The 25,106-nt window shown below is 52.6% G+C and carries 19 protein-coding genes; 16 read left to right on the forward strand and 3 right to left on the reverse strand.

The window, feature by feature from the left end:
• The first annotated feature begins 2 nt into the window (after nucleotides 1-2).
• From AC0LWN_RS09575 to AC0LWN_RS09585, 3 genes are all read left to right on the forward strand, one after another.
• Nucleotides 3-1,706 (forward strand): DUF8769 domain-containing protein, encoded by a 1,704-nt coding sequence (locus AC0LWN_RS09575; protein ID WP_474664622.1) that lies wholly within the window; start codon nucleotides 3-5, stop codon nucleotides 1,704-1,706.
• 124 nt (nucleotides 1,707-1,830) lie between these two features.
• Complete coding sequence (locus tag AC0LWN_RS09580; protein WP_458964652.1) at nucleotides 1,831-3,015, forward strand: MFS transporter; 1,185 nt, start codon at nucleotides 1,831-1,833, stop codon at nucleotides 3,013-3,015.
• A 264-nt stretch (nucleotides 3,016-3,279) separates the two neighbouring features.
• Entirely contained in the window at nucleotides 3,280-5,526 is a 2,247-nt protein-coding gene (locus AC0LWN_RS09585; RefSeq protein ID WP_474664624.1) for a helix-turn-helix domain-containing protein, read from the forward strand.
• Nucleotides 5,527-5,563: 37 nt separating this feature from the next.
• Here AC0LWN_RS09585 and AC0LWN_RS09590 read toward each other — a convergent pair whose 3' ends face one another.
• Complete coding sequence (locus AC0LWN_RS09590; protein ID WP_474664626.1) at nucleotides 5,564-5,707, reverse strand: hypothetical protein; 144 nt, start codon at nucleotides 5,705-5,707, stop codon at nucleotides 5,564-5,566.
• 89 nt (nucleotides 5,708-5,796) lie between these two features.
• On the opposite strand from AC0LWN_RS09590, the gene AC0LWN_RS09595 reads away from it, so the two are divergent.
• Nucleotides 5,797-6,294, forward strand: coding sequence for a hypothetical protein (locus AC0LWN_RS09595; RefSeq protein WP_474664628.1), 498 nt, complete (start codon nucleotides 5,797-5,799; stop codon nucleotides 6,292-6,294).
• 85 nt (nucleotides 6,295-6,379) lie between these two features.
• On the opposite strand, the gene AC0LWN_RS09600 is transcribed toward AC0LWN_RS09595, so the two are convergent.
• Nucleotides 6,380-7,597 carry a sugar efflux transporter gene (locus AC0LWN_RS09600; RefSeq protein ID WP_474664630.1) on the reverse strand — a complete coding sequence of 406 codons (1,218 nt, stop codon included), beginning with the start codon at nucleotides 7,595-7,597 and terminating at the stop codon, nucleotides 6,380-6,382.
• Nucleotides 7,598-7,721: 124 nt separating this feature from the next.
• Here AC0LWN_RS09600 and AC0LWN_RS09605 point away from each other — a divergent pair, with 124 nt between their 5' ends.
• From AC0LWN_RS09605 to AC0LWN_RS09625, 5 genes are all read left to right on the forward strand, one after another.
• The gene (locus tag AC0LWN_RS09605; RefSeq protein WP_474664632.1) at nucleotides 7,722-8,612 is read left to right on the forward strand and encodes a helix-turn-helix domain-containing protein; all 891 of its coding nucleotides are present in this window, start codon (nucleotides 7,722-7,724) and stop codon (nucleotides 8,610-8,612) included.
• A 186-nt stretch (nucleotides 8,613-8,798) separates the two neighbouring features.
• Nucleotides 8,799-9,473, forward strand: coding sequence for a hypothetical protein (locus tag AC0LWN_RS09610; RefSeq protein ID WP_474664634.1), 675 nt, complete (start codon nucleotides 8,799-8,801; stop codon nucleotides 9,471-9,473).
• A 9-nt stretch (nucleotides 9,474-9,482) separates the two neighbouring features.
• On the forward strand, nucleotides 9,483-9,653 hold the full coding sequence (locus tag AC0LWN_RS09615) for a hypothetical protein (RefSeq protein ID WP_474664636.1): 171 nt from the start codon (nucleotides 9,483-9,485) through the stop codon (nucleotides 9,651-9,653).
• A gap of 196 nt (nucleotides 9,654-9,849) precedes the next feature.
• Nucleotides 9,850-12,675: a glycoside hydrolase family 3 protein gene (locus tag AC0LWN_RS09620; protein ID WP_474664638.1), complete on the forward strand. Its 2,826-nt coding sequence runs from the start codon at nucleotides 9,850-9,852 to the stop codon at nucleotides 12,673-12,675.
• Between the two features lie 87 nt (nucleotides 12,676-12,762).
• The gene (locus tag AC0LWN_RS09625) at nucleotides 12,763-13,149 is read left to right on the forward strand and encodes a hypothetical protein (RefSeq protein ID WP_474664640.1); all 387 of its coding nucleotides are present in this window, start codon (nucleotides 12,763-12,765) and stop codon (nucleotides 13,147-13,149) included.
• Between the two features lie 185 nt (nucleotides 13,150-13,334).
• Here AC0LWN_RS09625 and AC0LWN_RS09630 read toward each other — a convergent pair whose 3' ends face one another.
• On the reverse strand, nucleotides 13,335-14,609 hold the full coding sequence (locus AC0LWN_RS09630; RefSeq protein WP_474664642.1) for a helix-turn-helix domain-containing protein: 1,275 nt from the start codon (nucleotides 14,607-14,609) through the stop codon (nucleotides 13,335-13,337).
• A 113-nt stretch (nucleotides 14,610-14,722) separates the two neighbouring features.
• Here AC0LWN_RS09630 and AC0LWN_RS09635 point away from each other — a divergent pair, with 113 nt between their 5' ends.
• From AC0LWN_RS09635 to AC0LWN_RS09665, 7 genes are all read left to right on the forward strand, one after another.
• Nucleotides 14,723-16,990 (forward strand): glycoside hydrolase family 3 C-terminal domain-containing protein, encoded by a 2,268-nt coding sequence (locus tag AC0LWN_RS09635; protein ID WP_474664644.1) that lies wholly within the window; start codon nucleotides 14,723-14,725, stop codon nucleotides 16,988-16,990.
• A 254-nt stretch (nucleotides 16,991-17,244) separates the two neighbouring features.
• Nucleotides 17,245-18,603: a glycoside hydrolase family 30 protein gene (locus AC0LWN_RS09640; RefSeq protein ID WP_474664646.1), complete on the forward strand. Its 1,359-nt coding sequence runs from the start codon at nucleotides 17,245-17,247 to the stop codon at nucleotides 18,601-18,603.
• Between the two features lie 202 nt (nucleotides 18,604-18,805).
• The gene (locus AC0LWN_RS09645) at nucleotides 18,806-20,563 is read left to right on the forward strand and encodes a sensor histidine kinase (RefSeq protein ID WP_474664648.1); all 1,758 of its coding nucleotides are present in this window, start codon (nucleotides 18,806-18,808) and stop codon (nucleotides 20,561-20,563) included.
• Between the two features lie 246 nt (nucleotides 20,564-20,809).
• Nucleotides 20,810-21,895 carry a response regulator transcription factor gene (locus AC0LWN_RS09650; RefSeq protein ID WP_474664650.1) on the forward strand — a complete coding sequence of 362 codons (1,086 nt, stop codon included), beginning with the start codon at nucleotides 20,810-20,812 and terminating at the stop codon, nucleotides 21,893-21,895.
• 79 nt (nucleotides 21,896-21,974) lie between these two features.
• The gene (locus AC0LWN_RS09655) at nucleotides 21,975-23,285 is read left to right on the forward strand and encodes an ABC transporter substrate-binding protein (RefSeq protein ID WP_458964669.1); all 1,311 of its coding nucleotides are present in this window, start codon (nucleotides 21,975-21,977) and stop codon (nucleotides 23,283-23,285) included.
• Nucleotides 23,286-23,385: 100 nt separating this feature from the next.
• Nucleotides 23,386-24,270 (forward strand): carbohydrate ABC transporter permease, encoded by an 885-nt coding sequence (locus tag AC0LWN_RS09660; protein ID WP_474664652.1) that lies wholly within the window; start codon nucleotides 23,386-23,388, stop codon nucleotides 24,268-24,270.
• Entirely contained in the window at nucleotides 24,267-25,094 is an 828-nt protein-coding gene (locus tag AC0LWN_RS09665; protein WP_474664654.1) for a carbohydrate ABC transporter permease, read from the forward strand. The genes AC0LWN_RS09660 and AC0LWN_RS09665 overlap by 4 nt, the downstream gene beginning before the upstream one ends.
• Nucleotides 25,095-25,106 lie beyond the last annotated feature (12 nt).

Here is a 25,106-nt window from a genome sequence, read left to right on the forward strand (position 1 = left end):
GAATGACCCAAACAATGATGAACCGGCTTACAGAAAAGCAGCGTTACTTGATTGTTCAAGCCTTGGAGATGATGGACCCGCTCTATGATGAAGACATGGAGCTGCTCAGAGATGAAGAAGAGATAGGACACCACAATACCCGCAGCAGCGCACACTATGCGCTGGCCCTGCTAATCCGAAATAGCCCTGGCGATGTACTGCGGGCCTGCAGGCTGCTGGACAAAGTGATGGACCTGCAGTATCACTGCCCGGACGAGATTTATCACGGTACTTTCCGCACCTCGCCGCAGGCGGTCTACCCTCCAGCGGGCAATTATGACTGGAAGAAGTTCGCGCCGGGGTTTGCCTTTTTCCTGGGCGAGACGGTGGAGAAGGTTGGCAAGAAGTTAACCGGGCAGCTAGCCGGTCAAGCGGATTTATCGGCGGCCGGTCTGGATGACAAGGCCATCAGACAATCCCTGCGCAGCGCAGTAGACGCGGTGCTGCCCCCGGTATGGAAAAGCTATGATCCGAACTGGCGTGAGTTTATCGCCTGTACCTTCGCTGTGATTCTGGATGAATTCGAAGACTGGCTGCCGCAAGCGCTGGTCCGCCGGATGAATGAATCTATGCTTGCGGCCGTCGGGGCTTCGATAGACCGGTGGTTATCCGATGCCATCCCGATGAACTCGAATATTCTGCTCATGCATATCTTTATTGTCCATTATTATGGACACCGGTTTGGGGATAGCGGCTGGACTGAGCACGCGGACAGGGAGGCAGCGGATGCGCTTGCCGCATACGAGGAATTCGGGTCCTTAGCGGAGTTCAATACGACTACTTATTACGGTGTGGATCTGACTGTGCTGGGGATGTGGAGAATGTACGGCAAGTCTGCTGCCATCCGCCAAACTGGAGGCAAGCTGGAGCATGGACTGTGGGAGAATATCGCCCAGTTCTACAATCCGAATCTGGAAAATCTCTCAGGGCCGTTCTCCCGTGCCTACGAGATGGAGATGACCGGTCACAGCTCTATCGGCGTCTTTCTCTACCTCGCGATGGGAGAGGGATATGAACATATGACTGCCGTCAACTGCGAAACCAGCCATGATCCGCTGATTGCGCTGGTGGGGGTGGACCTCCCGCAAGAGCTGCTTCAGCAGTTCAAGGAGCATAGCGGAGACCGCAGAACGCAGCAGCAGTTCCGCGAGCTGTGTGAGCGGGACAATCCTGAAGCGAACAGCAATCTGTGTACCGCGGCTGCCTGGATCGAGCGGGAGCGGATGCTGGGCGCCATGTCGGGCAGCCGGAACACGAACGGCCAGATGCATCCGGCGACGATCCACTGGAAGAATGCCGCAGGCGAGAAATGCTACCTGCGGTTGCTCCGCCGGGAGAAGGGCAAGGGCTGGAACAGCCATTTGCGGGGAATTATTTTCGAGGCTGCGGTGGAGAAGGACCTGCTTGCGGTGGAGGTAGAGCTGGATACGGATACGGAAATTGAAGTGTATTTTGAAGTCAGCGGCCCTGGGTTATCCTTCGCTGAAGTGACTCCTGAATGCTGGAAGCTGCCGAATCTGGGCTGTAAGGTTTCTGCTGTGGCCCCGGAGCCGGCTGTGATCTGGAACGAAAGTGACAAGCTGCTGGAAATTGTCTATGCGTACCATCCGAAGGACGGAAACGTGAAGATGAATTTCACCCTGCAGCTCGACCCGCTGACTCCATAGCAGGAGCAGGCAACGGATGGCCTGAGCTTGCTTGAAAAGGCCGCCTGAGATAGACCTCACGCCCGTTTGCGGCGGGGTCTATCTTTTTCTAAGTGACTATCTTGTGATGAAGGAAGAATGCAACATGGAAAATGCGGCGATAATACCCATGCAAGCTAAAATGGAGCTACTCAAGCTCCGCTTGTTATATTTGATCACAGGCTTGGCGGGTGGACTGTTCAATCCTTATTTGACTACCTTGTTTGTCCATCAGGGTCTTGGGGCAGATGTTGTGGGAGTGCTGATGTCGGTTGGCACACTGTTGTCCATTCTGGTGCAGCCGGTTTGGGGCCTCTTGGTTGACCGGTACCGCCAGACGAAGCTGGTGCTTATTCTGAGCATCTCCATACCTGCTATCCTTTCTTATTTGTACAGCTTGAAATTATTCATAGTGATTGTGATGGTGTATATCATCTCCATTGTCTTTCAGGCTACGCAAAGCCCAATTGCCGATTCCTATGCGGTCTCCGCAGCGCGGAAGGGCCGCACCTCCTATGGAACCATCCGCAGTCTGGGCAGCCTGGGGACAGCGCTTGGGGGTTATGCCGGGGGCTTCTATCTGTCGAGCTTCGGGATTACCGAGCTGTGGATACCTTTTCTGGCGCTTAGTCTTGCAGGAGCTGCAACAGTACTCAGCTTGTCCCGCAGCACGGAGCGAAATGCTGCAGCGATCTCTTTGTCACAGGGCTTTAAGGAGCTGCTCGGCAACCGCATGTTCGTGATGTTTCTGGTTGCCTGTTTTTTCGTGAATCAGACGCTTACGGCCTATAACTCCTTTTTTGTGCTCGCCTTTCAGGATGCCGGGGGCAGCTATTCTCTGGTTGGCACCGCTTTGCTGCTGGCTTCTCTGACCAATATCCCTTCCATGCTGCTTGCGGCCAAAATTCTCCGCAGAATCGGCCATGAACGGACGCTGCTGCTGGCCGCATTTTTCTATGCGCTGCGGTGGGGCATTCAATGGCTGTTTCCGGTTCCGGCAGTTATGGTTGGAGTGCAGGTGCTGCACGGCTTGTCCTTCGGCCTGTTCTATGTGGCTGCGGTAGAATATGTCGCTAACGCTTCCGGCAAAAAAATGCAGGCGACCGGTCAAAGCATATTTAATATGGTATTCTCCGGCCTTGGAGGCATCGTGGGCAATCTGCTGAACGGTTATTTGTATCATGCGGGCGGTGCTCAGGTGATGTATCTTGCCTGTACTCTCAGTGCACTAATCGGAGCCGGCATGTTATATTGGATAAACAGAATTGCGAAGCTGTCTCCGAGGTTGTGAGTAAATAAGCTGAACTAAAGATAACAGGACGGAAGTGACGGAGGGGAGGTTTGGAACTGGAGGAGCGTTAGCGTCCGCCTTTGTCTACGGATTTCCACCGCGAAGAGCTGTACAAATCAAGAAATCTGCAGACAACAGCGGCCGGAAGTCCAAACATTCACTGCAGTTACGACCAGACCCATTACGAAGGTCTATAGTTCAGCTTATTTAACAAAGCATAGAGGCAGGTCTCGGGTTCAAGTCAAGAGGGCGGGGGGAGTTCATATGAAGCGAAATTGGTCCAGCAGAATGATGTTCTCCTACTTTCCTATTTTTCTGCTGACCGTATCAATTCTCATCTTTCTCTCCTTTCTCATTGTAGGCGAGCTGTCGCGCAGTGAGACCAATAAGGCCAACCGCATCTCTACCGGCTTTGTGGTGGATTCCGTGCAGAATGCCCTGAGTGAAGTGGAACTGGCGGTGCTGCAGGAGATGGAGACCAATCATGATTACAGTGATTATCTAAGCGGGCTGAGCGACCGGGGCGACCGTACCAGGCTGTACAGCACCGTGAAGGATATGAGAGGGATGCTGTACCGCAATCAGTTGATTGACTCCATCTACATTTACCGGAAGCTCGATGGAAAGGTGCTGACGCTGAACGGACTTATGGACAGCGATATTTTTGCCGACCGGGATTATCTCAAGCAGGCGCTGACCGGGACGGATACTGGACAATGGAGTGAGGTCCGCAGGCTCCAAATGTTCAGCTCGGACCCAACTTCACGTGTGATCAGCATGTATAAGCGGCTGCCGCTGCCGTTCGGCTCCGAGGGTATGATTGTGGTTAATCTTAGCATGTACCGGATCGAGCGGATGATTGCTGACATGACGAGCGGTCAGGTTTCTTTCGTGCAGGTGGTCAATGATCAGGGAGAGCTGGTCTATGCGGCTCACGGGGAGAAGGAAATTCCGCAGGGAAGTGTGCTTACCCGCATCCACATGGACAATATAGGCTGGACCTTCGAGAGCGGCATCCGTGCGGGTGAGCTGTTCGCCTGGATGTCCGTAGTTTCTTATACCTGGATTATTATCGGGATTCTGACCGTTATTCTGGGCACACTGTACATCCTATACATCACCCGCAAAAATTACCGGCCGATCAAAGCGATGATGAACCGGATTCAGGCGCTGCAATTCCGCGAGGAGAGCCTGGATGGCACCTCAAGAAATGAGCTTGTGCTGATCGATCGGGCGCTCGAAACCCTGATTAATCAAACCATGGATTATCAAAAGCAATATGATGAAAATCTGCTGGTGCAGCGCCGTCAGTTGTTCCTGGACCTGCTGGAGGGGGAAAGAATCACCTCTCTTGCGGACAGGCTGGAGCGCTTCACTCCGTTCACCGGGGATTCGGTGCAATTTGCCTATATTGCAGCTGAAATCAACCACTACGATGATTTCCGCAGGAAATATCCGGCCAAGGATCAGAATCTGCTCAAGCTGACGCTTATGAATCTGTTCCAGGAGCTGGCGGGTGAAGAAGGTCTCCAGGGCTGGGCGGAATGGGTGAGCGGCAACCGGATCGGGCTCATTGTCAGCTCCGGAGAGAGCCTCAGCGCGGACAAGCAAGCTCTTCGCATATTGGCGGAGCGTTGCTTGAGATGGGTTAGTGACAATCTGGGACTGTCGCTGGCTATTGGCGTAGGACCGGTGGTTGACGGGCTGGAGGCCATTCCTGAATCCTGCTCGGCGGCTGACATGGCCCTGCAGCATAAGCTGTCGCTCGGCAGAGACATGGTTGTGCTGAGTGACAGCCTGCCGGACAGGGCCGCGCTGCAGTCGTACAAATATCTGCAAATGCTCGGTGAAATTGTGCGGGAATTCCGCATTGCGGACGAGAACTGGCGGCAGAGGCTGGATGAGCTGTTTCTCTGGTTCAGTGAGGACCAGGTGAAGGACGAGGAGATTCACATGCTGCTCCACACCCTGATCCAGATGCTGGACCGTGAGCTGGGGCAGTTGTCGGACAGTCTGAAAAGAATCTTCAGCGAGCCGAGCCTGCGGGGCTATTACAGCGAGATCGAAGCGGAAACGACTTTGGCGCAGGTGCAGGCCGTCATGCTGAAATGGCTCGCAGAAATTTACCGGATTTATGTATCCGTCAATGAGTCCAAAAGCTACAGGGCGATGATCAGTGAGATGAAGATATATATAGAAGAAAATTTTGCTAACCCTGACTTGTCGCTCAAGCATCTAAGCGACCGGTTTCAGATTTCGGGCAAATATGCCAGCCATCTCTTCAAAGAGGAATTTGATATGAAGTTCGTGGATTTTCTGACCCAACTGCGAATGCAGCGGGCAGAATATTTGCTCGCGACAACCAGCGATAATCTGCAGGATATCGCCCAGCAGCTTGGTTATGCCAACTCCATCACCTTCGGGCGGGTGTTCAAGCGGGTGGTCGGGGTCACGCCGGGCGATTACCGCAAGCTGAAGCTGAATCCGGGAGAGCAGGAAGAGGGCGGATAGAGCACCAGGGGACACCCGGAAAATGGAATAAGGCGGTTCACCGCTGTTCCATATATGTAATGAACTGTTTGGCCGCTGCCGGAAGGCAGCGGTCTTTTCGCCATTTCAGGCCAATTTCCCATTCCCAGCCTTCCTCTGCAATCGGAATCCAGGCGAGTCCCTGGTATAAGGAGCTATTCACTCATTCAATAATTCAGCCGATGATATACTTGGAATATACTGGTTGTTCAAGGCTGGTTATTGAGAAGGCTCTGAAAGTAGGGAAGTAGTATGAAACGATCAGATAAGGTTATTTCAGGCGGTATTCTTATTATTCTTTGCATAATTTGCTTTGGAGTGGGCCGTGACGTATTCGAAGATTTTGATAGTGGGTTTTTCGGCCATTCCAGTGTGCCTGTAAGTGTTTCGATTATGTTTATTGTTTTGTTAATTGGCATTGGAATAACACTGGGGTTTTTGATAGAAAGGTCGGCCAGAATCAGTACATTAATCATGGTGTGGCCAGGGGTCCAGCTTATTTGCATGGCCGGATTTCTTATCCTAAGCAGAGTATGGGACCCTTTTATTATCGTGGCATTCGCCCCTCTTTTATGGTTGCCGATAAATTTGATTGGTGAGGGGATATCCATTGGGTTCCTGATTACCAGATTGTTTATTAGGAAAGATGCAGACATGAATTTCCTCTTAGTGGTGATTATCAATTTACTCATTATCAGTCTTGTTGTTTTTGAAATATCCAGTGAGAGAAGGGCAGAGCTCTTTATGTAAGTAAGTCAAAAACAAGCCTCCATCCGGCCTTGCCGATAATGGATGCTTGTTTTTTTGCCCATGATTTCATTGCAGATTCCTGCTGTTATGTGATGCTGGCAGAGTGGCCTGCCTGTTCTGCGGGTGAACGGCGGGGGATTACCAGCAAACCCAGAGCGGCAACAATCAGCAGCAGGCAGCCCCAGTAGGCGTTGCGGTATCCGAACCATTGCGCTGCCGCCCCTCCCAGCAGGTTGCCTGCCAGTCTTCCGATGGTGGTAGAGTTCGTGAACAGCGTTGAAGCATATCCGGGCAAATCCGGGAGCAGATCCTGAATATAGCTGATGCCGATAGCGGAAATGACGGCTACAAAAAAGGCCAGCAGCACCTGCCCGGCGATAATCTGCCATAGAGCTGTTGAGGTAAGCACTACTATGTAATAGACGACACCCAGCACGCTTCCCCAGATCATGAGCAGGCGGGCGGAATATTTGGCGGATAACAGGCCCAAGACAAGCATCAACGGGATTTCAAGCAGCGCACATATACTGGATAGTGAGGCGACATTCTGCGTGTTGCCTCCGAGTGTATTGGTGATGAACAGCGAAATATTTAAATTGTTCATCCATTGCCCCGAATATAACAGTGTCACCACGAGAGAAGGGATAAGCACTCTGGGGTTCTGATGCAGCTTGACCGGCTGGCGCGGGCTGCTGGCTGTTGGCCGCTGGACGGCGGCAGGGCTTTTTACAAATCCAAGCATCAAAAGCGCATTTAGAAGAAAGACCAGCGTGGTGCTCATAAAGATGCCCTGAAACCCGAAATGAGCAATGAGAATCGAGCCGACTAACGGACCGGCGATAAATCCTAAGGAAAACATCGAGCGGAGAAATGAATTGGCAAAAGCATGATCGGCGGACCGGCTGGCATTGACGGCCTCGCGCGCACTGGCAAAAAGCTGAGGCATAGCCGGAGCACCGATGGCTGTGAATACGGTCATATAAAGCAGCAGCCAATAAAAATCATGAATAAACAGGTAACCGGCAAAAGCCAGTGCATTAAAAAACATAGAGGCAACCATTAACTTTTTGCGGTTCAGGCCGCTGTCGGAGCGTTTGGCAATTATCATGCTGAGCCACACGCCGCTTACGATAGTCACGGCGGTGAAAACACCGAATGTTCCGGCGGAGACACCCAGCTCTGTGGTGAAATACACTGCTAAAAAGGGTGCGCTAATGGAGATCGCCATGCCCTGCAGCAGCATGCAGGCCATAAAGACGGGATAGCTTGGAATCAGCAAAAGATTGCGGGTTCGATTTAACATAAACGTGTGAGACTCCTTCAGGTACAGCTTGCGGCTATATCTTTTATTTGATTATAGTATAGTTAATTATCGGTGTTTACAGAATGTTTTATCTGCTTGAATACCTCTACTATTTGGCTGGACGGTGATAAGCTTGGACTTGAGGCTGCATGCCTGTGCATATTCTTTTCATACTCTTCCGTTTAAAACTTCCTTTAAGCCGCCTCCCTTTTTTCTGCTTCGCCTGCAGGTGGTTGGCAGTTGCCGGGCACTGGTGAACGGAAAAATGAAGCTCATAGAACCCGGTGATTTGCTGATTTACCGCCCCGGGGAGCCTTATCATTTAGAGGTAGGGACAATGGACGGGAGACTTGAGAGCGGCGATTATTTTATGCTCTGCGAAGGCTCATGGATTGAAGACTGGTGGAAGGCAAAGCCACGGCCGATTCAGCAAAAAATTCATCTGGATGCCGGCATGCTGTCTTTATGGCAGCAGCTCAATATCGAGCATCACCGGCGTGTGCAGGACAATTCTGAGCTGATCCGTCATCTGCTCTGCGCTTTATGTTTGTCGCTCGACCGCCTGCCGGTGGATTCCGGCTCCCGTGAGGATGATCAGGGTCATTCTAACGAAATAGTGATGCTGATGCGGCGATATATCAATGAGCATGCGCTACGCCCGCTGCGGGTAAAGGATGTTGCCGAGGCTGCAGGACTTAGCGTGTCCCGGGCGGTGCATCTTTTTAAAGAGCTGACGGGTTATACTATTATTCACTATGTGCAGGAGATCCGGTTGTCGAACGCCCTGGAGCAGATTCGCTATACCGACCTTGGATTGGAAAACATCGCCGGGAGCTGCGGGTTCGGCACGTATTCCTATTTTCACAAGGTGTTCAAGGCGAGGTACGGGTTATCCCCCAGCGAGGTCCGCAGCCGTCCGCTTGAGCCTGGTCTGGAGGGGACTTTTGCCACTGCCAGCGGCGCAGTTGATTTCGCCAACCTATCGCCGGATGCGCGGAGGTTTTTGACTAGTTGAGGGGGAACGGTGAAGAGTTTAAGGTTAATGAAGCAGGCGGAATCGGGATTCTGAAATTACAGGAAATTATTGACTTTCACTCTCCATAAACAATATACTAACTTAAAAGTAGGACGAAGCACGTCCCGTACTCATGCTACATGGGTGCGGGATTTTTTTGTGCCCAAAGGAAGGGGAGTGTGTGTTATGGGATTTCAAGAAGAGTACAGCGGATGGCTTGAGTATCATACGAAGCGAAGAAAGGGCGAACGCAGGGATAGGCTGGAACGGGGGCATGGTCACGGAGAGCGAATGTTTTTGGAGCAGGTATGGTGGCCGATGATGGGGTCCCTGCAGGATTTGCACCCTGAATATGAGGTGGTGGACTTTCGGGGCCGGCCGTATTTTGTTGACTTTGTCTGGAAGCCGGGACAGGTGAAATTTGCATTTGAAGTGAAGGGCTACGGGCCCCATGTGCAAAATATGGATCGCCGACGTTACCGACAGGAGCTTAACCGGGAAACTTTCCTGCAAATTGCCGGATTTCGGGTAGTAGCAATTCCTTATGATGACCTTGAAGACAGCCCGCAGCTTACGATTTCGCTGATGAGGTCACTATTGGCCCCGTTTCTAAGCGGGAAGCACACAGTAGAGTCATTTACTCGTCTGGAACGCGAGATCATCCGGCTTGCGGTCTCCAGGGATGGAGTAATCCGTCCGGTGGAACTGGTCAAGGAGCTTGGAGTCAACCTGCGGACGGTTCGAAATGCACTGCAGGCGCTGTGTGCAAAAGGGAGACTTAGACCTGTACCTACGAATAGCGGCAAGAGGGTCTGCCGTTATGAGGTTATTCATTCATTCTCGGACGACCAGCTATGGTGAGCGAAGTGTGTGCGCGGGATGCCCGGGAACAACGGCAGAAATGCCGTTGTTGAAGCCGCGGCGAGCGGAATGCCCCCGAACAACGGCAAAAATGCCGTTGTTGAAGCCGCCGCGAGCGAGATGCCCTGGAACAACGGCAGAAATGCCGTTGTTGGAGCCGCCGCGAGCGGGATGCCCTAGAACAACGGCAGAAATGCCGTTGTTGTCCCGCCCCCTCGGAGCTCTCGTCCTCAGACGCAGCTCATCACCGCAAATCTCTAATTTTGAACTGATTTTTCTGTCAATTGTGCTGGTGTCGCTCCCGGAGGGAATCTTTTATGATGGAAAAGATAATCTGAAACCGTTGTCATAGAGATCAAAAGGAGTGTCTACTTGAATGGAAACAGCAATATATCCTTTTCAACAAATTGAGCTGCAGCTGAATGAACGCGTTCAGGACCTGCTGTCCAGATTAACGCTGGATGAGAAGGTAAGCCTGATGCCACAATATCAAGCAGCCATCGAGCGTCTTGGAATCGGCGGCTACAAGCACGGTACGGAGGGGGCACATGGCATTTCCTGGCTGGGCAAAGCGACCTCTTTTCCACAGCCTGGCGGTCTCGCTTGCACCTGGAACACGGAGCTGCTGCACAAGATTGGTGCGGCGATCGGTGACGAGGCCAGAGCTTTTTACCGGAAAAATCCGACAGTTAACGGCCTCACCCTTTGGGCGCCTACAGTAGATATGGAGCGTGATCCGCGCTGGGGAAGAACGGAAGAGGCTTACGGCGAAGACCCTGCATTAACTGGCCGCCTCAGCACCGCGCTTGTCAAAGGGATTCAAGGGGATCATCCCAAGTACTTGAAAGCGGTAGCAACGCTGAAGCATTTTCTTGGCAACAACAATGAGATTAACCGTGGAGTGGATTCATCCAGCATTGATCCGCGCAATATGCGCGAGTATTACCTTGAGGCGTTCAAGCCTGCCTTCAAGGAAGGCGGCGCACAGTCGATGATGACCGCCTACAACTCGGTGAACGGTGTACCGGTGATTTTGCATCCGGCGGTCATGGAGATTGTGAAGGGCGAATGGGAAATGGATGGCTTTATTGTAAGCGATGCCGGGGATTTGTTCGGGATTGTGAAGGACCATAAGTATTATGAATCGTTCGCCCAGTCTATGGCTGAATCCATCCAGAACGGTATCGACAGTGTGACTGAAGAGACGGAAGAGACGATTAAGGTTATTCATCAGGCGCTGAATGAAGGTCATCTTACTGAAGCGGATATCGACCGTGCGTTGTTCAATACCTTCCGGGTCCGTTTCCGTCTGGGCGAGTTCGATCCTGAGGAAGGCAACCCGTATGCAGCTATCGACGATTCCGTAATTCTGAGCAAGGAGCACAGCGAGCTATCGCTGGAAGCGGCGAAGCAGTCTATTGTGCTGCTGAAGAATGACAATGCCACCCTTCCGCTCAGCAAAACAAAGCTGTCCAAAGTGGCGCTCATCGGACCGCTGGCGGATGAAGCCTTCAGAGACTGGTATTCCGGCACTTTGGCATATGGCGTTACGCCTTTGCAGGGGGTACGCAAGAAGCTTGCCGGGAAGCAGGTTGCTTTTGAGAGCGGCGATGACCGGATTATCCTGACGTCGGCGGCAAATGGCAAAGCCGTGGGAATGACCGGTGAGGATGGCAGGCTGGCTGTGCTGTATGATGCACTTGAGCGCGGGGAAATGTTCCGCCACACGGCTTGGGGCTGGACAGCCCATACGCTGGAGGCGACCAGCCGGGGACAGTATGTTACGCTGAGCGATGCCGATACCCTGACAGCCTCTGCAGATGAAATCTATGGCTGGTACGTGAAGGAATCGCTGAATCTGGTGCCGGAAGCTGACGGTGCTGTAAGTCTGCGGACCTGGAATGACAAGCTGATCTCTATTGATGCAGAGGACGGGACACTCCGGGTTGGTGCAGAGGATACCAGCGCTGAAGAACGTTCCTTCCGCAAAAATACAGTCGTGAGCGGCATAGAAGCTGCGGCTGCTACCGCTAAGGCTGCTGAAGTCGCAGTTGTATTCGTAGGCAACCATCCGCTGCTGAACGGCAAGGAAGAAATCGACAGACCGGATATTGTGCTGCCGGAAGAGCAGGAGCGTCTGGTCAAAGCGGTACACGCAGCCAATCCGAATACGGTAGTAGTGATTGTAGGCAGCTATCCGATTTCTTCCACCTGGATTGACAAGAATATTCCGGCGGTGCTGTATACCTCCCACAGCGGACAGGAGCTGGGCAACGCGGTAGCGGATGTGCTGTTCGGCGACTATAGCCCTTCAGGCAAGCTGAATATGACCTGGTACCGTTCCGTGGAGCAGCTTCCCGACCTGATGGATTACGATATTATTAAAGGCAAACGGACTTACATGTATTTTGACGGCGAGCCGCTGTATCCGTTCGGTCATGGACTGAGCTACACGAAGGTTGCCTACAGCAATCTGTCACTGGCAGACAAGGAACTGGAGCAGGACGGAAAGATTCAACTGTCGGTCCAGATTGAAAATACCAGTGTTACCGCCGGAGACGAGGTCGTTCAGTTCTATGTGCATGCCTTGTCCTCGCGGGTTAAGCGTCCGCTGAAGCAACTGAAGGGTTTTGAAAAGCTTCATCTCGCCGCAGGTCAAAAGCAGACCGTAACCTTTACGCTGCCTGTAGCCGAGCTGGCCTTCTGGGATGTGACACGGGAACAATACTGTGTGGAGACCGGTGAATACGAGCTGATGATTGGCCGCTCCTCAAGCGACATTCAGTTGACCGGCAAGGTGTACATTCATGGAGAGACGATTCCTGCGCGTAACCTCTATCAAGAAGTCAAAGCAGAGAACTATGACGATTATGAAAAAGTGTATCTGGATGAATGCAAGGCGGGCGGTGCATCCGTTCATCCGGTAGCGGACGGGGCCTGGATCGCCTTCAAGGATGTGCAGTTTGACAAGGGTGCGACATTGTTCCAGGGGCTTGTGTCCTCCGCGAAAGGCGGCAGCATCGAGATCAGAACCGGAGGTCCATCAGGAAAATTGGCGGGTACGCTAGAGATTCCGTCAGGCGGCGGGCTGCAGGAGTGGAAGAGTCTGACCGTTCTTGTGGGCATCGAAGCCGGAAATACGGACGTCTATCTGAGCTTTACCGGCGAGGTTCTGCTTAGCCGCTTCAAATTCAGCGTGTAGAATAACTTTTCGCAAAATAAAAATGCCCCTTACCCTCAGATTATTCAGAGGATACGGGGCATTTTGACTTATTGAGGGGGCTTTGTTGTGAAACTGATGATGCAGCTTGCGGATTTAATCTCCGCCTCCGCCACCCCCGCCATCATGACCACCACCGCCAAAGCCGCCGCTGTCATGACCGCCGTGGCTGTGACCGCCGCCATCCCAGCCGCCGTGACTGCCATGACCGCTACCCCAACTGCTGCCGCCACTGCTATGGCCGTGATGCCCGCTTCCATCATGATGATTGCCGGAGTGAGGCTTGTGGTTGTCATCCGGAGTGAAATCCATCCCGGCACCCGTATAGAAAAAACTGTCTGCGGAATCATTCCTGTACCTTCCGCTTCTGCGCTTTTTGTTGCTGTTATCTTTTACAACGGCTTGAACGACGATGTAGACAATCACTCCAATAAAAATGATGCCAATGCCCAATAGTATCACTCCTAAAAGTTTTGTTAGCCAAATACACCTTCGATTTACTTCGACAAAACTTGCTTCGGAAGCATAGACTTAGTTTTGTTAGCCTAATCTTCTTCGATTTACTCCGTACAAAGCTAAATTCCGTTCTATAGAATTGTACCATATTATTGAAGCCTTGGGGCATTCTGAACCGCTGCTCCTTAGATGGTTATGCCCCGGTCTTGCCGAAACTGCTTGGGCGTCATGCCGGTGAATTTTTTGAACACTTTGGTAAAATAGCTCTGGTCGTTGAAATGGAGCCGGGTGGCGATATCCGACAGAGTGATGCCCGGCAGCTCCATCAGGCGCTTGGCCTCCTCAATCCGTTCCCGCTGGATGTAATCGCTGACGGCAATGCCGGTCTCCTTCTTGAACTGCTGGGAGAGGTAGCTGGCGTTAAGTCCGGCGACCCCGGCGAGCGTACCCAGCGTAAGCTCTTCATATAAATGGTTAAAAATATAATTCTGGCACAGTGCGGACGTGCGGGAGAGCTTCGACCTGCGGTTGTCCTTCACATGATCGGCAAAATCGCAAAGTGCGGCAAGCTGGGCGCGTTCCACAGCCGGAATATCCGTCAGCTCTTCGATGTGCTGAATATGAAAGTCGCTCAGTGTGAAGGCGATTTCCCAGAGCAGCCCTCCTTCAATCGCGGCGCGGGTCGCAAGTGTAATTGAGGAGATGGCGAGATTTTTTTTGCTGCGGAGCTGGCTTTTCTTGGAGAGACGTCCAAATTGCTCTTCGGAAAAGGTGGCGTGGGTCCGCAGCAGCTCGGCTTTACTCCCATTGCGGATGTGCCGGAACAGCTCGCGCTCCAGCATCGGGTCATGGTGCAGCCAGATGTTTTCGCGCCGGTAGGACAGGTTAAGATCACTACCTTCTTCGGGAAGCTGCATGGGAGGGGCGGACTGTGATTGCAGCAGCAGCTCGCTGAGGGACAAGGCTTGGCCTGTAACTAGCGTATGCAGCAGCATAGCGGCATGATACAACCGCATCCGGTCCAGTACGGGCAGCCCTTGATAATAGCGAAGCCAGCCTTCCTGCCGTCCCGGCGGAATGTTATGGTCGTGCAGCAGGCTTGCCGCATTCTCGCTGGTGAAGGGAGCGAACAGTGAAGGCCCGACGATGATGGCCCCGGCCTGCTTCAGCTCTCCGGCAAGCGGGAGCACGATGAAATTTTCCAGGTAAGCCGTGGTGTGGATGAGTGGAAGGGCTGCTCCCGTTTCATTGTTGCTGATAGGAATGGTTTGAATATGCTCCGTTATTTCGGCAAGCAGTCCTTTGCCGCCTTCAACCGGAGGCCGGTCCTCGAACGGCTGCGGCAGCAATCCCTTGACTGCGTCCTCTGCATCCAGCCAAACCGCCGGAACCCGGCAGGACTCGGACATTACTCTGCAGATATAAGGTATCCTTTCATCTTCTGCTATGTTATCAAGCATAGGTTCTGCAGCTCCGATCCAATGAAAATACCAAACATACAATGATAATGCCATAAAACGCTGGGGAAGTATATTAGAATGGAGAAAAGTAAGCACTTTCAAGGAGGCCCATAATGAAGACTGACATTCACAACCTGATCTCGCAAATGACGCTTGAAGAGAAAGCCGGACTCTGCTCCGGACTGGATTTCTGGCATACCAAAGGTATTGAACGGTTGGGTATTCCCTCATTGATGGTCACGGACGGTCCACATGGCCTGCGCAAGCAGGCAGAGAGTGCAGACCATCTTGGACTCCATAACAGTGTGCCGGCTACCTGTTTTCCATCTGCGGCAGGCCTGGCTTCAACCTGGAACCGGGAGCTGATCGGACGGGTAGGTGAAGCGCTGGGCCGGGAATGCCAGGCGGAGGATGTATCCATCCTGCTCGGGCCAGGTGCAAACATCAAGCGCTCACCGCTGAACGGGCGCAATTTTGAATATTTTTCGGAAGATCCGTATTTGTCCTCCGAAATGGCTGCGAATCATATCAAGGGTGTGCAGAGCCAGGGTGTGGGGACGTCGCTGAAGCATTTTGCCGCCAATAACCAGGAGCACCGCCGCATGTCTACGGATGCTGTCATTGATGAGCGCACGCTGCGGGAAATTTATCTGGCAAGCTTTGAAGGGGCGGTGAAGCAGAGTCAGCCGTGGAGTGTCATGTGCTCTTACAACCGCGTTAATGGCGAATACGCTTCGGAAAGCGAAACGCTGCTGACCCGGATTCTCCGTGATGAATGGGGCTTCGAAGGTTTCGTGGTATCTGACTGGGGTGCGGTCAATGAGCGGGTGAAGGCGCTGCAGGCCGGACTGGAGCTGGAAATGCCGTCCAGCGGCGGCATCGGCGACGCCAAAATCGTAGCCGCCGTGAACAGCGGCGAGCTGTCCATGGAAACGCTGGATTTGGCTGTGGAGCGGGTGTTGTCCTATGTTTTCAAAAGTGTGGAGAACCGCCGGGAGCAGGCGGCAGTTGATCCCGGGCAGCATCACCGTCTGGCACGAGAAGTGGCCCGTGAGAGCATGGTGCTGCTTAAGAACGAAGACCATATACTGCCGCTTGCCAAAAAAGGCACGCTGGCTGTCATCGGTGAGTTCGCCAAGAAGCCGCGTTATCAGGGCGGGGGCAGCTCGCACGTAAATCCAACCAGGCTGGATGATGCTTTTGCCGAACTGCAGTCGGTGGCGGGAGATGCTGCAAGCTTCCTGTACGCGCAGGGCTATGAGCTTGACAGCGATGGGATCAATGAGGTGCTGCTGCAGGAAGCGCGGGAAACAGCGGCCAAAGCAGATGCTGCCGTACTGTTCCTTGGCTTGCCGGACCGCTATGAGTCGGAGGGCTATGACCGCAGCCATTTGTCGCTGCCGGACAGCCATGTCGCGCTGATCGGCGCGGTTGCTGAGGTTCAGGAGAATGTTATCGTCGTGCTGAGCAACGGCTCTCCCGTGATCATGCCTTGGATTGGCAAGACAAAAGCGATTCTTGAGGGCTATCTGGGCGGTCAGGCCTTCGGCGGAGCAGTTGCCGATCTGCTCTTCGGCGAGGTGAGTCCAAGCGGCAAGCTGGCCGAGACATTCCCGGTGAAGCTGAGCGATAATCCGTCATTCCTGAACTTCCCGGGCGAAGGCGACAAGGTGGAGTACAAGGAAGGTTTGTTCGTCGGCTACCGCTATTATGATAAAAAAGAAATCGAGCCGCTGTTCCCGTTCGGCTTCGGTCTGAGCTACACCGAATTCGAGTACAGCGGGCTGAAGCTGGATAAAACCAGCATCAACGATACGGAAACCGTGCAGGTTAGTGTAACCGTGAAGAATACCGGCACCCGGACCGGCCAGGAAATCGTGCAGCTCTATGTCAGCGATGTGCAGAGCAGTGTCATTCGTCCGCTGCAGGAGCTGAAAGGCTTCCAGAAGCTGGAGCTGCAGCCGGGGGAAGCGCGGGAGGTTTCTTTTACACTGGATAAACGCGCCTTTGCCTACTACAACGTGGAGCTTGGCGATTGGCATGTGGAGAGCGGCGGCTTCCATATTTCTGTCGGTTCCTCTTCACGCGATATCCGGCTGAGCGCTTCGCTTGAAGTGAGCTCCAGCACCGAAATTGCAGTGCGCTTCCACCGCAACACAACAGTCGGCGACCTGCTGGACAATCCGCTTACGGCAGAGACGGCGAAGAAATTCAGCAGTATTTTTGGGCTGGAAAGTGCGATGGAGGATAACCCGGACATGTTCATCGCGATGATGAAATACATGCCGCTGCGCGCGATGATCGGCTTTGGACAGGGCAAATATACTGAAGCCGATTTGGCTCAGGATTTGCGGGAGCTGAACGCGCTGGTGGCGAAGTAGATTTTCTTGGAAATAGGCAGTATTTTCGGATTAGTTAATGCAAAAGCAGCAATTCCCATTTGCGGATTGCTGCTTTTGTATTTTTTTCGCCGATATATAAGGTTAAAAAAGTCCAATCCCGGATTGCCGGATTGTCCAATTCACCTGATCTCAATCTCAAGTTATAATGAAAGCGCAACCATTCGGTGTCTATTTCCATTTCAATTGATTGAGCAATAAAATTATAAAAAATACAGCAATGGAGGTTTCACAATATGTCTACACTAAAGCTTAAATGGTTCTCCAGCACGGAGCAGGCGCCCTGGACTGAACGTGACGTGCCGGAGGCGCAAGCTCCCGGAACAGAGAACACTGCGGTGGCGAACCTGACGTTTACAGGCGACACCTATCAAACGCTGGAAGGCTTCGGCGGGTGCTTCAATGAGCTCGGCTTTGCCGCACTGGGTCATCTCCCGGATGATGAACGGGCCAAAGTGATGCATAATTTGTTCCATCCCGAGGGAGAGCAGCGCTTCAGCATTTGCCGCCTGCCAATCGGGGCCAGCGATTATGCGCTGGACTGGTACAGCCTGAACGAAACGGATGGCGACTACGCCATGGAGCATTTCTCTATTGAACGCGACCGGAAGCTGCTGATTCCTTATATCAAGGAAGCTCTGGCGCTGAACCCGGAGCTTAAATTATTCGCTTCTCCCTGGAGTCCGCCGACTTGGATGAAGTTTCCAAAGGCTTATAATTACGGCACGCTCCGCTGGGAGCCGGAGATACTTGCCGCTTACGCGCTGTACTTCGTGAAGTTTATAGAGGCGTACCGGGCAGAGGGGATTACCATTCACCAGGTGCATGTACAGAATGAAGTGGTTGCCGATCAGAAATTCCCGTCCTGTGTCTGGACCGGTGAGCAGCTGAAGATTTTTATCCGCGATTATCTTGGGCCGGCCTTTGAAGAGCATGGACTGGAGACGGAAATCTGGCTGGGTACGATCAACGCCCCGGAGCCGTGGGATGAATGGCTGAAAAAGAAATCGAGTGATCACGATGCTTTTGCCGGGGTGGTGCTGGGTGATCCCGAGGCCTACAAGTACGTCAAGGGCGTTGGCTACCAATGGGCCGGCAAGCATGCGATCCAGCGGACGGTGCAGAGCTACCCCGAGCTGCGGTACATGCAGACGGAAAATGAATGCGGCGACGGCGAGAACACCTGGTTTTACGCGAAGTATATTTTTGGCCTGTATCAGCATTATTTCACGAACGGTGTAAACGCCTATATTTACTGGAATATGGCACTTGAGCCGAAAGGGCGCAGCACCTGGGGCTGGGAGCAGAACTCCATGCTGACCATCGACCCCGCTTCGAGACAAGCCATCAACAATCCGGAGTACTACGTGATGAAGCATTTCTCCAGCTTCGCCGTTCCGGGTTCGGTAAGGGCAGGGCTTAAGGGGCCGTGGAGCGGCCATGCCATCGCGTTCCGCACGCCGGAGAACGAAATGGTACTCGTCATTGCCAACCCTTACAAAGAAGCGCGGATGCTGCATTTAGACAGCGGATCAGATCAGTATTCTCTTCAGCTTGAAGCGGAATCCTTCCACACCCTTGTGCTTGGTGAATAGGTATTATTCTCTTGGAACTAACGTCCGGCTTGCGGGACGTTAGTTTTTTGCTGCAAATATGCTGCACGCTGCAGGCTATCCTTCTATACTTAGAGAACGGAAGCGGTTTCTTTTAGAGGAAGGCGAGGCCGGTTCTGTTACTATTAATCTGCTCTGCCTTGGGTAAACTACGGCAAGAGAAACAAGGAGGCTGGGGCGCGTTATGCTTGCCAAATGGATGATGAAGCTGTCCGGTCCTTTCCGGCGCAGTATCCGCAATAAGCTCATTTTGACGATGATTCTTCTAGCCACCCTTCCCATTGTGGCAATAACGGGGCTTGCTGCCGAGAATAGCCGCCGCTCGATGGAGACCGAAGTCATTAACACGAATCTTTCCAATATGAAATGGACAGGCATTTATTTGGGCGACCAGTTCGCCCAGCTTAACAATCTGATCTACACAGTGATGATCAGTCCGCACTTAAGCGATTATCTGGCTAGCGCCGAAGAGCCGAATCTGTCCAGCCAGTTCACTGCACAGCGGAATATTATAGATACCTTGACAAATCTGTTCTACTCGGCCGGGAATCATGTGGTCGGGGTGGAGATGTATTTGAAGGAATACAACAAACTGTTCACTGTCAATGCCTCAAGGAATGATATCCAATCACCGGCAGTTGTTCCGGCTCCCTATAAGCAGCTGTTCGACCAGGACAAGGATTTCATGATCACCACGGACAGCAGTGACGGGACCAAGTTCCAGCTCATCCGCAGCATTAACCGTTTTGAGAATCAGGAGAAGCTGGGCGGCATTTCGCTGGCGATCCGCTGGGGGATGCTTGATCAGACTCTGAACCTCCTGGGAAGGGGGAACGACCATACGGTATTTATTGCCGGGGCTGATGGCAAGGTACTGTACCAGCCCTGGGGCAGCGCGCCGGCTTCCAGAACCTTGTCCCGTATCGCTGACACCGGCGAGAGTCAGGGATATTTTCGCAGCGACCATGAATATGTGTTCTACAATACCATTGATCCCGTGGGCCTCAAGCTGGTCACCGTCATCCCGGACAGCTTCATTAATCAGAGTGCAATGGCGACCATGAACTTCGGCTTGATTGTAGGCGCTGTCTCCATAGGTGTGGCGGTCCTGCTTGCTGTCGTTCTCGCCTGGCGGCTGGCTACGCCAATCGTCAGTCTTGCCCGCTCCATTCAGGGCTTCGGCATGATGAAGGATCGGGGTGTGCGCCATAGCAACCGTGTGGATGAGATCGGCCTCTTGGAGACGAAGCTGGATCAAATGTCGCACCGCATCCGCGAGCATATCCGCACGGAATATATGATCAGCCTGGAGAAGAAGAGCAGCGAGCTGAAGGCGCTGCAGGCGCAGATTAACCCGCATTTTCTGCAAAATACACTGCAGATGATTGGCAGCATGCTATTCAAGAACAGTCCGGCAGAGAGCTACGACGTGCTGCGCTCGTTAAGCGATATGTTCCGCTATATTATCCGCGAGCCGGAGGATCTTGCGCCGCTGCGGGCGGAGCTGAACCATTTGAACAACTACATGCAGATCCAGCAGCAGCGCTTCGCTGCCCGGCTGGACTACAGGCCCCAGGTGGATGAAGGAACGCTGAACAGCTTAATTCCGAAGCTTAGCCTGCAGCCTATTGTGGAGAATGCTTTTTTTCATGGCCTGGAGCGCCAGGAGGGCCCTTGGGAATTGGAGGTCAAAGTGAGCCGCGCCGGTGAGGACACGGTCATTATTATCCGTGACAACGGCGTGGGCATTGAGCCAGACAAGCTTGCCGAGCTGCAGCGCAGGCTTACCAGCCGCAGCGGAAATCTGTGGACGTATGGCGAGCGGATCGGGCTGAGCAATGTCGCTTCGCGGATTCATCTGCATTTTGGCGGCAGGTACGGCATCTCCGTTGAGAGCAAGGAAGGCCAGGGAACTACGGTAACCGTGACCATACCACTTTAAATAACAAACAAAAAAATTGAGTTTGTGATTTTTTTGAATTCGGGCAGAAGTGGCGGAGTGGAAGTTTGGAACTGTAGGAGCGGTAGCGTCCGCCTTTATGGTTGGATTTCTACCGCGAATAGCGGTTCAAAATCAGGAAATCCAACCATAACAGCGGCCGAAAGTCCAAACATTCCACGCAGTCACGACCGAGCCCGAATTTGAGAATTCCCCAACTCAATTTAGACCCCCGAAAGGATGAACGCCATGATAAAAGTGCTGCTGGTGGATGACGAGAGCTGGAACCGGGATATTGTGCGGACGTTCGGCTCCTGGGAGGAGCATGGGATGGAGATTGCCGGCGAAGCCGAGGACGGACGGGAGGCGCTGCGCCTGACAGACGAGCTGTCCCCGCAGATCGTCATTACCGACATGCGCATGCCCGGCGCGGATGGCGTCATGCTGATGAATAATCTTCATGAGATCTACCCTGAGATCAAGGTCATCGTGGTCAGCGGCTATGATGATTTCAAATATGCCCAGAATGCCATCCGTTACGGTGCTGTGGATTATTTGCTGAAGCCGATTGACCCAAAGGAGCTGAACGCTGTGCTGGATAAATGCCGGAGGGAGCTGCAGGAGGCTGAGCGGGGGCAGAGTGCATATGCGCTGGATATTGATGTGTCGCTGTGCCTCTCTTCCTACAAGCAGCTAATGCGGGTGCATTTCAACGAATTGAACGCCGAGGGGGTAAATTCTGTTCTGGAAGGGATACGCAGAGAACTGGAGCTTAGGGGAGCTAAAGGACCTGGAGCACTCCGGCAGGCGGCAAGCGAGATGCTGCTGCTGTTGAAGGAGCTGATGCGGGGGAACCGGCTGGAGGATGAGCTGCTGAAGGCGGAAATATCTCATGAAGCACTTACTTCAGCGGCGAATGTCGAGGCGTATCTGAAGGCGCTCTATGGAGGCAGTCTTGAGCTGCTGATCGGGCAGCGCAAGTTCAAGAATAAGCTGAACCTTGATGAGGTGAGGCAGTATATCGACGGACATTTTGCCGAGGCGGTGACGCTGGAGGGACTGGCCCGGGCTTTTTTTGTCAGCAAGGAATATTTGAGCAAGGTGTTCAAGCTGGAATACGGCTGCAACGTTACGGACTACATTCTCGGGCTGCGCATGGATAAGGCGAAGGAGTGGCTGGCTAATGAAAATATTCCAATCAAGACGGTTGCCGAGCTTGCCGGGTACGAGGATGTGGGCTATTTCTACAGAGTGTTCAAAAAGCATTACGGCGTCGCCCCGGGTGAAATGCGCAAGCAAAACTCCAGTTTAAAAATGTCCAACTCCGAAGGGTAATTCCGTCCAATTAAACGCTTTCATTATCAGGGTACAATGAAAGCGTAAACAAAACATAGACATTGGGAGGTCTTACAGCATGAAAAAGATGAACAAAGGTCTACTCTGCACATTCCTTGCCGCTACTCTGCTTGCAGGCTGCAGCAGCAACAGCGGTGGCGGTAATGAAGCCGCTTCAACCGGAGAAAATACAGGCAGCGGCAGCGCTGCCGCCAAAAGTGTAACGCTCAAAATGTTCATCGCTCAGCCCCGTTTCAAGGAGCAATACGATAACTATATCGCCGAATTTGTAAAGAAGGAAAAAACGGACAAGAACATCGACGTCTCCGTGCAGCTCGAAATGCCTACGGCGGACAACGCCTCGCAAATTTTGAAGACACGGCTGGCTTCCAATGATGCGCCTGATATTTTCGCCATTCATGCCGTTAACGAAATCCCATCCTACTATAAAGCCGGATATTTGGAGGATCTGAGCAGCCAGCCGTTTGTCGGCAAGCTCCTTGATAGCGTGAAGCCTTCAGTGACCACTACAGACGGTAAGGTTGTGGCGCTGCCGCTGGAAACTCTCTCCTGGGGATATCTGTACAACAAGAAAATTTTCAGCGAGCAGGGACTGACCCCGCCAACAACTCTGACAGAGATGAAGACGGTCATCGAGAAGCTGAAAGCCAAAAAGATCACCCCATTCGTACTCTCCTATAAAGAATCCTGGATTCCGCAGCTGGTGCTGCCGCTCGCCGTGGGCGGGATGATGAAGACAAAAGACCCTGAGTTCGTGAACAAAATGAACAAGGATGAAGGTTCCTTTACGGAAATGAAATCAGCGATCTTCGACGTGTTCGATCTGATCAATGCGAACGGCACGGAAAAAGCGACCGAGGTCGGCGGCGATGACGGCGCGGCAGCCTTTGCAGCAGGCAAAGGAGCTATGTGGCTGATGGGCCCTTGGTATGCTGAAACGATCCTGAAATCGAATCCTGATCTGGACTTCGGCGTAGCTCCGCTGCCAATCAACGATGATGCCAATGCGACCCTGATCAATCTCAGCGCTTCGACATCGCTTGCCGTATCGCCTACCAGTAAGAACAAAGAAGTAGCGCTTGATTTCCTGAACTATGTGCTCGACGATCAGGCATCCAATGCCTTTTTCCAATCGCTCAAATTCAACCCGGTATCCACGGTCCACACCTATGAAAGCTATCCTTGGATCACTGAGGCTACCACCTATGTAAAAGCGGGCAAATCCGTGCAGGACCCGGCTATTCCGCAATCGGTCAAGGATGAAGTGGGCAAGGGGCTGCAGGCGTATTATGCCGGACAAATGTCGCAGGATGATGTTCTGAAGGCACTCGACAAAGCTTGGAAGTCCTATAACAAAGTAAACAAATAAGCTGCGGCAGACTGCCAGGGATGGAAGAACAGAGGGTAACCCCAGCTTCATCCATCCCTGTTTGCTGCTGCCCACATCATAGAGGAGAGGAGCGGTTACTGTGCCGATTAAGAGATACAAAAATGTTCTTTCACTGCTTGCTTTCGTCGCGCCCGCATTTATTATCTACTTATTGTTTCTGATGATTCCCACGATTGGCGGTATGTATTACAGCTTTACGGACTGGAATGGACTGAATCCCAACTATTCCTTCATTGGCCTCGGCAACTTCATTGAAGCGCTGCGTGATGACCCTGATTTCGTGAATTCGCTGTTGTTTACGCTGAAATATGTGCTGTTCATGATCGTTCTACAAAATGTATTCGCGCTTGTGCTTGCTGTGTTCATTGAGACGAAGACCCGGACCAAAGGCTTCTTCCGTACTATTTTCTTCATGCCCAATATGATCAGTACCATTATCAGCGCCTTCATGTGGACCTTCGTGTTCTCTCAAGTGCTGCCGCAAATTGCCGAAAAAACAGCCCTGTCTTTCCTGGATCAGCTGTGGATCGGAGATCCTAAGGTATCCTTCTATTCGATCATAATCGTATCGCTGTGGAATGGTGTCGGCTATATGATGATTATATATCTGGCCGCCCTGCAGGGTGTGCCGCAAAGTCTTAAGGAAGCCGCTGTCATTGACGGCGCAAGCCCGTTCCAGACCTTCCGCAAGGTGACATTGCCGATGATTACGCATGCGGTGACCATTTGCTTCTTCCTTACGCTTAACGGAGCGTTCAAGGTGTTCGAGGCGGTGTACGGCTTGACCGGCGGCGGTCCGGGACGTAGTACGCAGGTAATCACGATGAATATTTATGAAGAGGCGTTCTCCAACAACTTCCGTTACGGCTACGCCAGCGCCAAATCGGTCATTCTGTTCGTGATTATCCTTCTCTTCACCTTCATCCAGATTGGTGTCATGAAACGAAAAGAGGTGGAAGCATGAGACTAAGAAAAGGGGCCTCGTTATTTATTACCCTGTTTCTCTCTATTGGCGCGGTAATTTCCTTCTTCCCGATCTATCTGGCGATCATTAATTCGGTGAAAACCCAAGGGGAAATGTTCGCATCCTTTATGGCGCTGCCGACCAAGCTGCATTTCGAGAACTACAGCCAGGCTTTTGATAAAATCAACCTGCTTCACAGCACGGTGAACTCGGTAATTGTATCCGTGATCGGCATCGGCGGTATTATCTTCTGCGCGGCCCTGGCCGGCTACAAGCTGTCCCGGACCTCCGGCAAGCTGAGTGCTGCGATCTTCTCGCTCTTCATCGCTTCGATGCTGGTGCCGTTCCATTCGATCATGATTCCGCTGACCCGGATGGCCAAAGCGCTGCATGTCAGCGGCAGCACCTACGGCTTGGCCCTGATTTATATCGGCCTTGGTGTGAATATGGCGATTTTCCTGTATCATGGATTTGTGAAATCCATTCCCCGCGAGCTGGAGGAGGCTGCGCGAATTGACGGCTGCGGCGAGTTCCAGACTTTCTTCCGGATTATTTTCCCGCTGCTTGTGCCGATTACGGTCACGATTGCGATTCTCGATTTCCTGTGGATCTGGAATGACTTCCTGCTGCCGCTGCTGATGCTTACGGACTCCAACAACTATACCCTGATCCTGTCAACGAACACGCTCTTCGGGGAATACAACAAGGAATGGTCGCTGATTCTGGCGGCACTGGTGCTGACCGCGCTTCCCGTGATCATCATCTACGGCTTCTTCCAGAAATTTATTATGCAGGGGATTGCTGAGGGCGCAATTAAAGGTTGAGATGTATAAGGT

It is taken from the genome of Paenibacillus sp. sgz302115 (assembly GCF_056120445.1).

Excerpts from the sequence above, each read along its gene's own strand:
- AC0LWN_RS09595 (WP_474664628.1), top strand. The coding sequence starts at position 5,797 with ATGAAACGATCAGATAAGGTTATTTCAGGCGGTATTCTTATTATTCTT.
- AC0LWN_RS09600 (WP_474664630.1), bottom strand. The coding sequence starts at position 7,597 with ATGTTAAATCGAACCCGCAATCTTTTGCTGATTCCAAGCTATCCCGTC.
- AC0LWN_RS09640 (WP_474664646.1), top strand. The coding sequence starts at position 17,245 with ATGTCTACACTAAAGCTTAAATGGTTCTCCAGCACGGAGCAGGCGCCC.
- AC0LWN_RS09650 (WP_474664650.1), top strand. The coding sequence starts at position 20,810 with ATGATAAAAGTGCTGCTGGTGGATGACGAGAGCTGGAACCGGGATATT.
- AC0LWN_RS09665 (WP_474664654.1), top strand. The coding sequence starts at position 24,267 with ATGAGACTAAGAAAAGGGGCCTCGTTATTTATTACCCTGTTTCTCTCT.
- AC0LWN_RS09655 (WP_458964669.1), top strand. The coding sequence starts at position 21,975 with ATGAAAAAGATGAACAAAGGTCTACTCTGCACATTCCTTGCCGCTACT.
- AC0LWN_RS09645 (WP_474664648.1), top strand. The coding sequence starts at position 18,806 with ATGCTTGCCAAATGGATGATGAAGCTGTCCGGTCCTTTCCGGCGCAGT.
- AC0LWN_RS09630 (WP_474664642.1), bottom strand. The coding sequence starts at position 14,609 with ATGCTTGATAACATAGCAGAAGATGAAAGGATACCTTATATCTGCAGA.
- AC0LWN_RS09585 (WP_474664624.1), top strand. The coding sequence starts at position 3,280 with ATGAAGCGAAATTGGTCCAGCAGAATGATGTTCTCCTACTTTCCTATT.
- AC0LWN_RS09575 (WP_474664622.1), top strand. The coding sequence starts at position 3 with ATGACCCAAACAATGATGAACCGGCTTACAGAAAAGCAGCGTTACTTG.
- AC0LWN_RS09580 (WP_458964652.1), top strand. The coding sequence starts at position 1,831 with ATGGAAAATGCGGCGATAATACCCATGCAAGCTAAAATGGAGCTACTC.
- AC0LWN_RS09610 (WP_474664634.1), top strand. The coding sequence starts at position 8,799 with ATGGGATTTCAAGAAGAGTACAGCGGATGGCTTGAGTATCATACGAAG.
- AC0LWN_RS09620 (WP_474664638.1), top strand. The coding sequence starts at position 9,850 with ATGGAAACAGCAATATATCCTTTTCAACAAATTGAGCTGCAGCTGAAT.
- AC0LWN_RS09635 (WP_474664644.1), top strand. The coding sequence starts at position 14,723 with ATGAAGACTGACATTCACAACCTGATCTCGCAAATGACGCTTGAAGAG.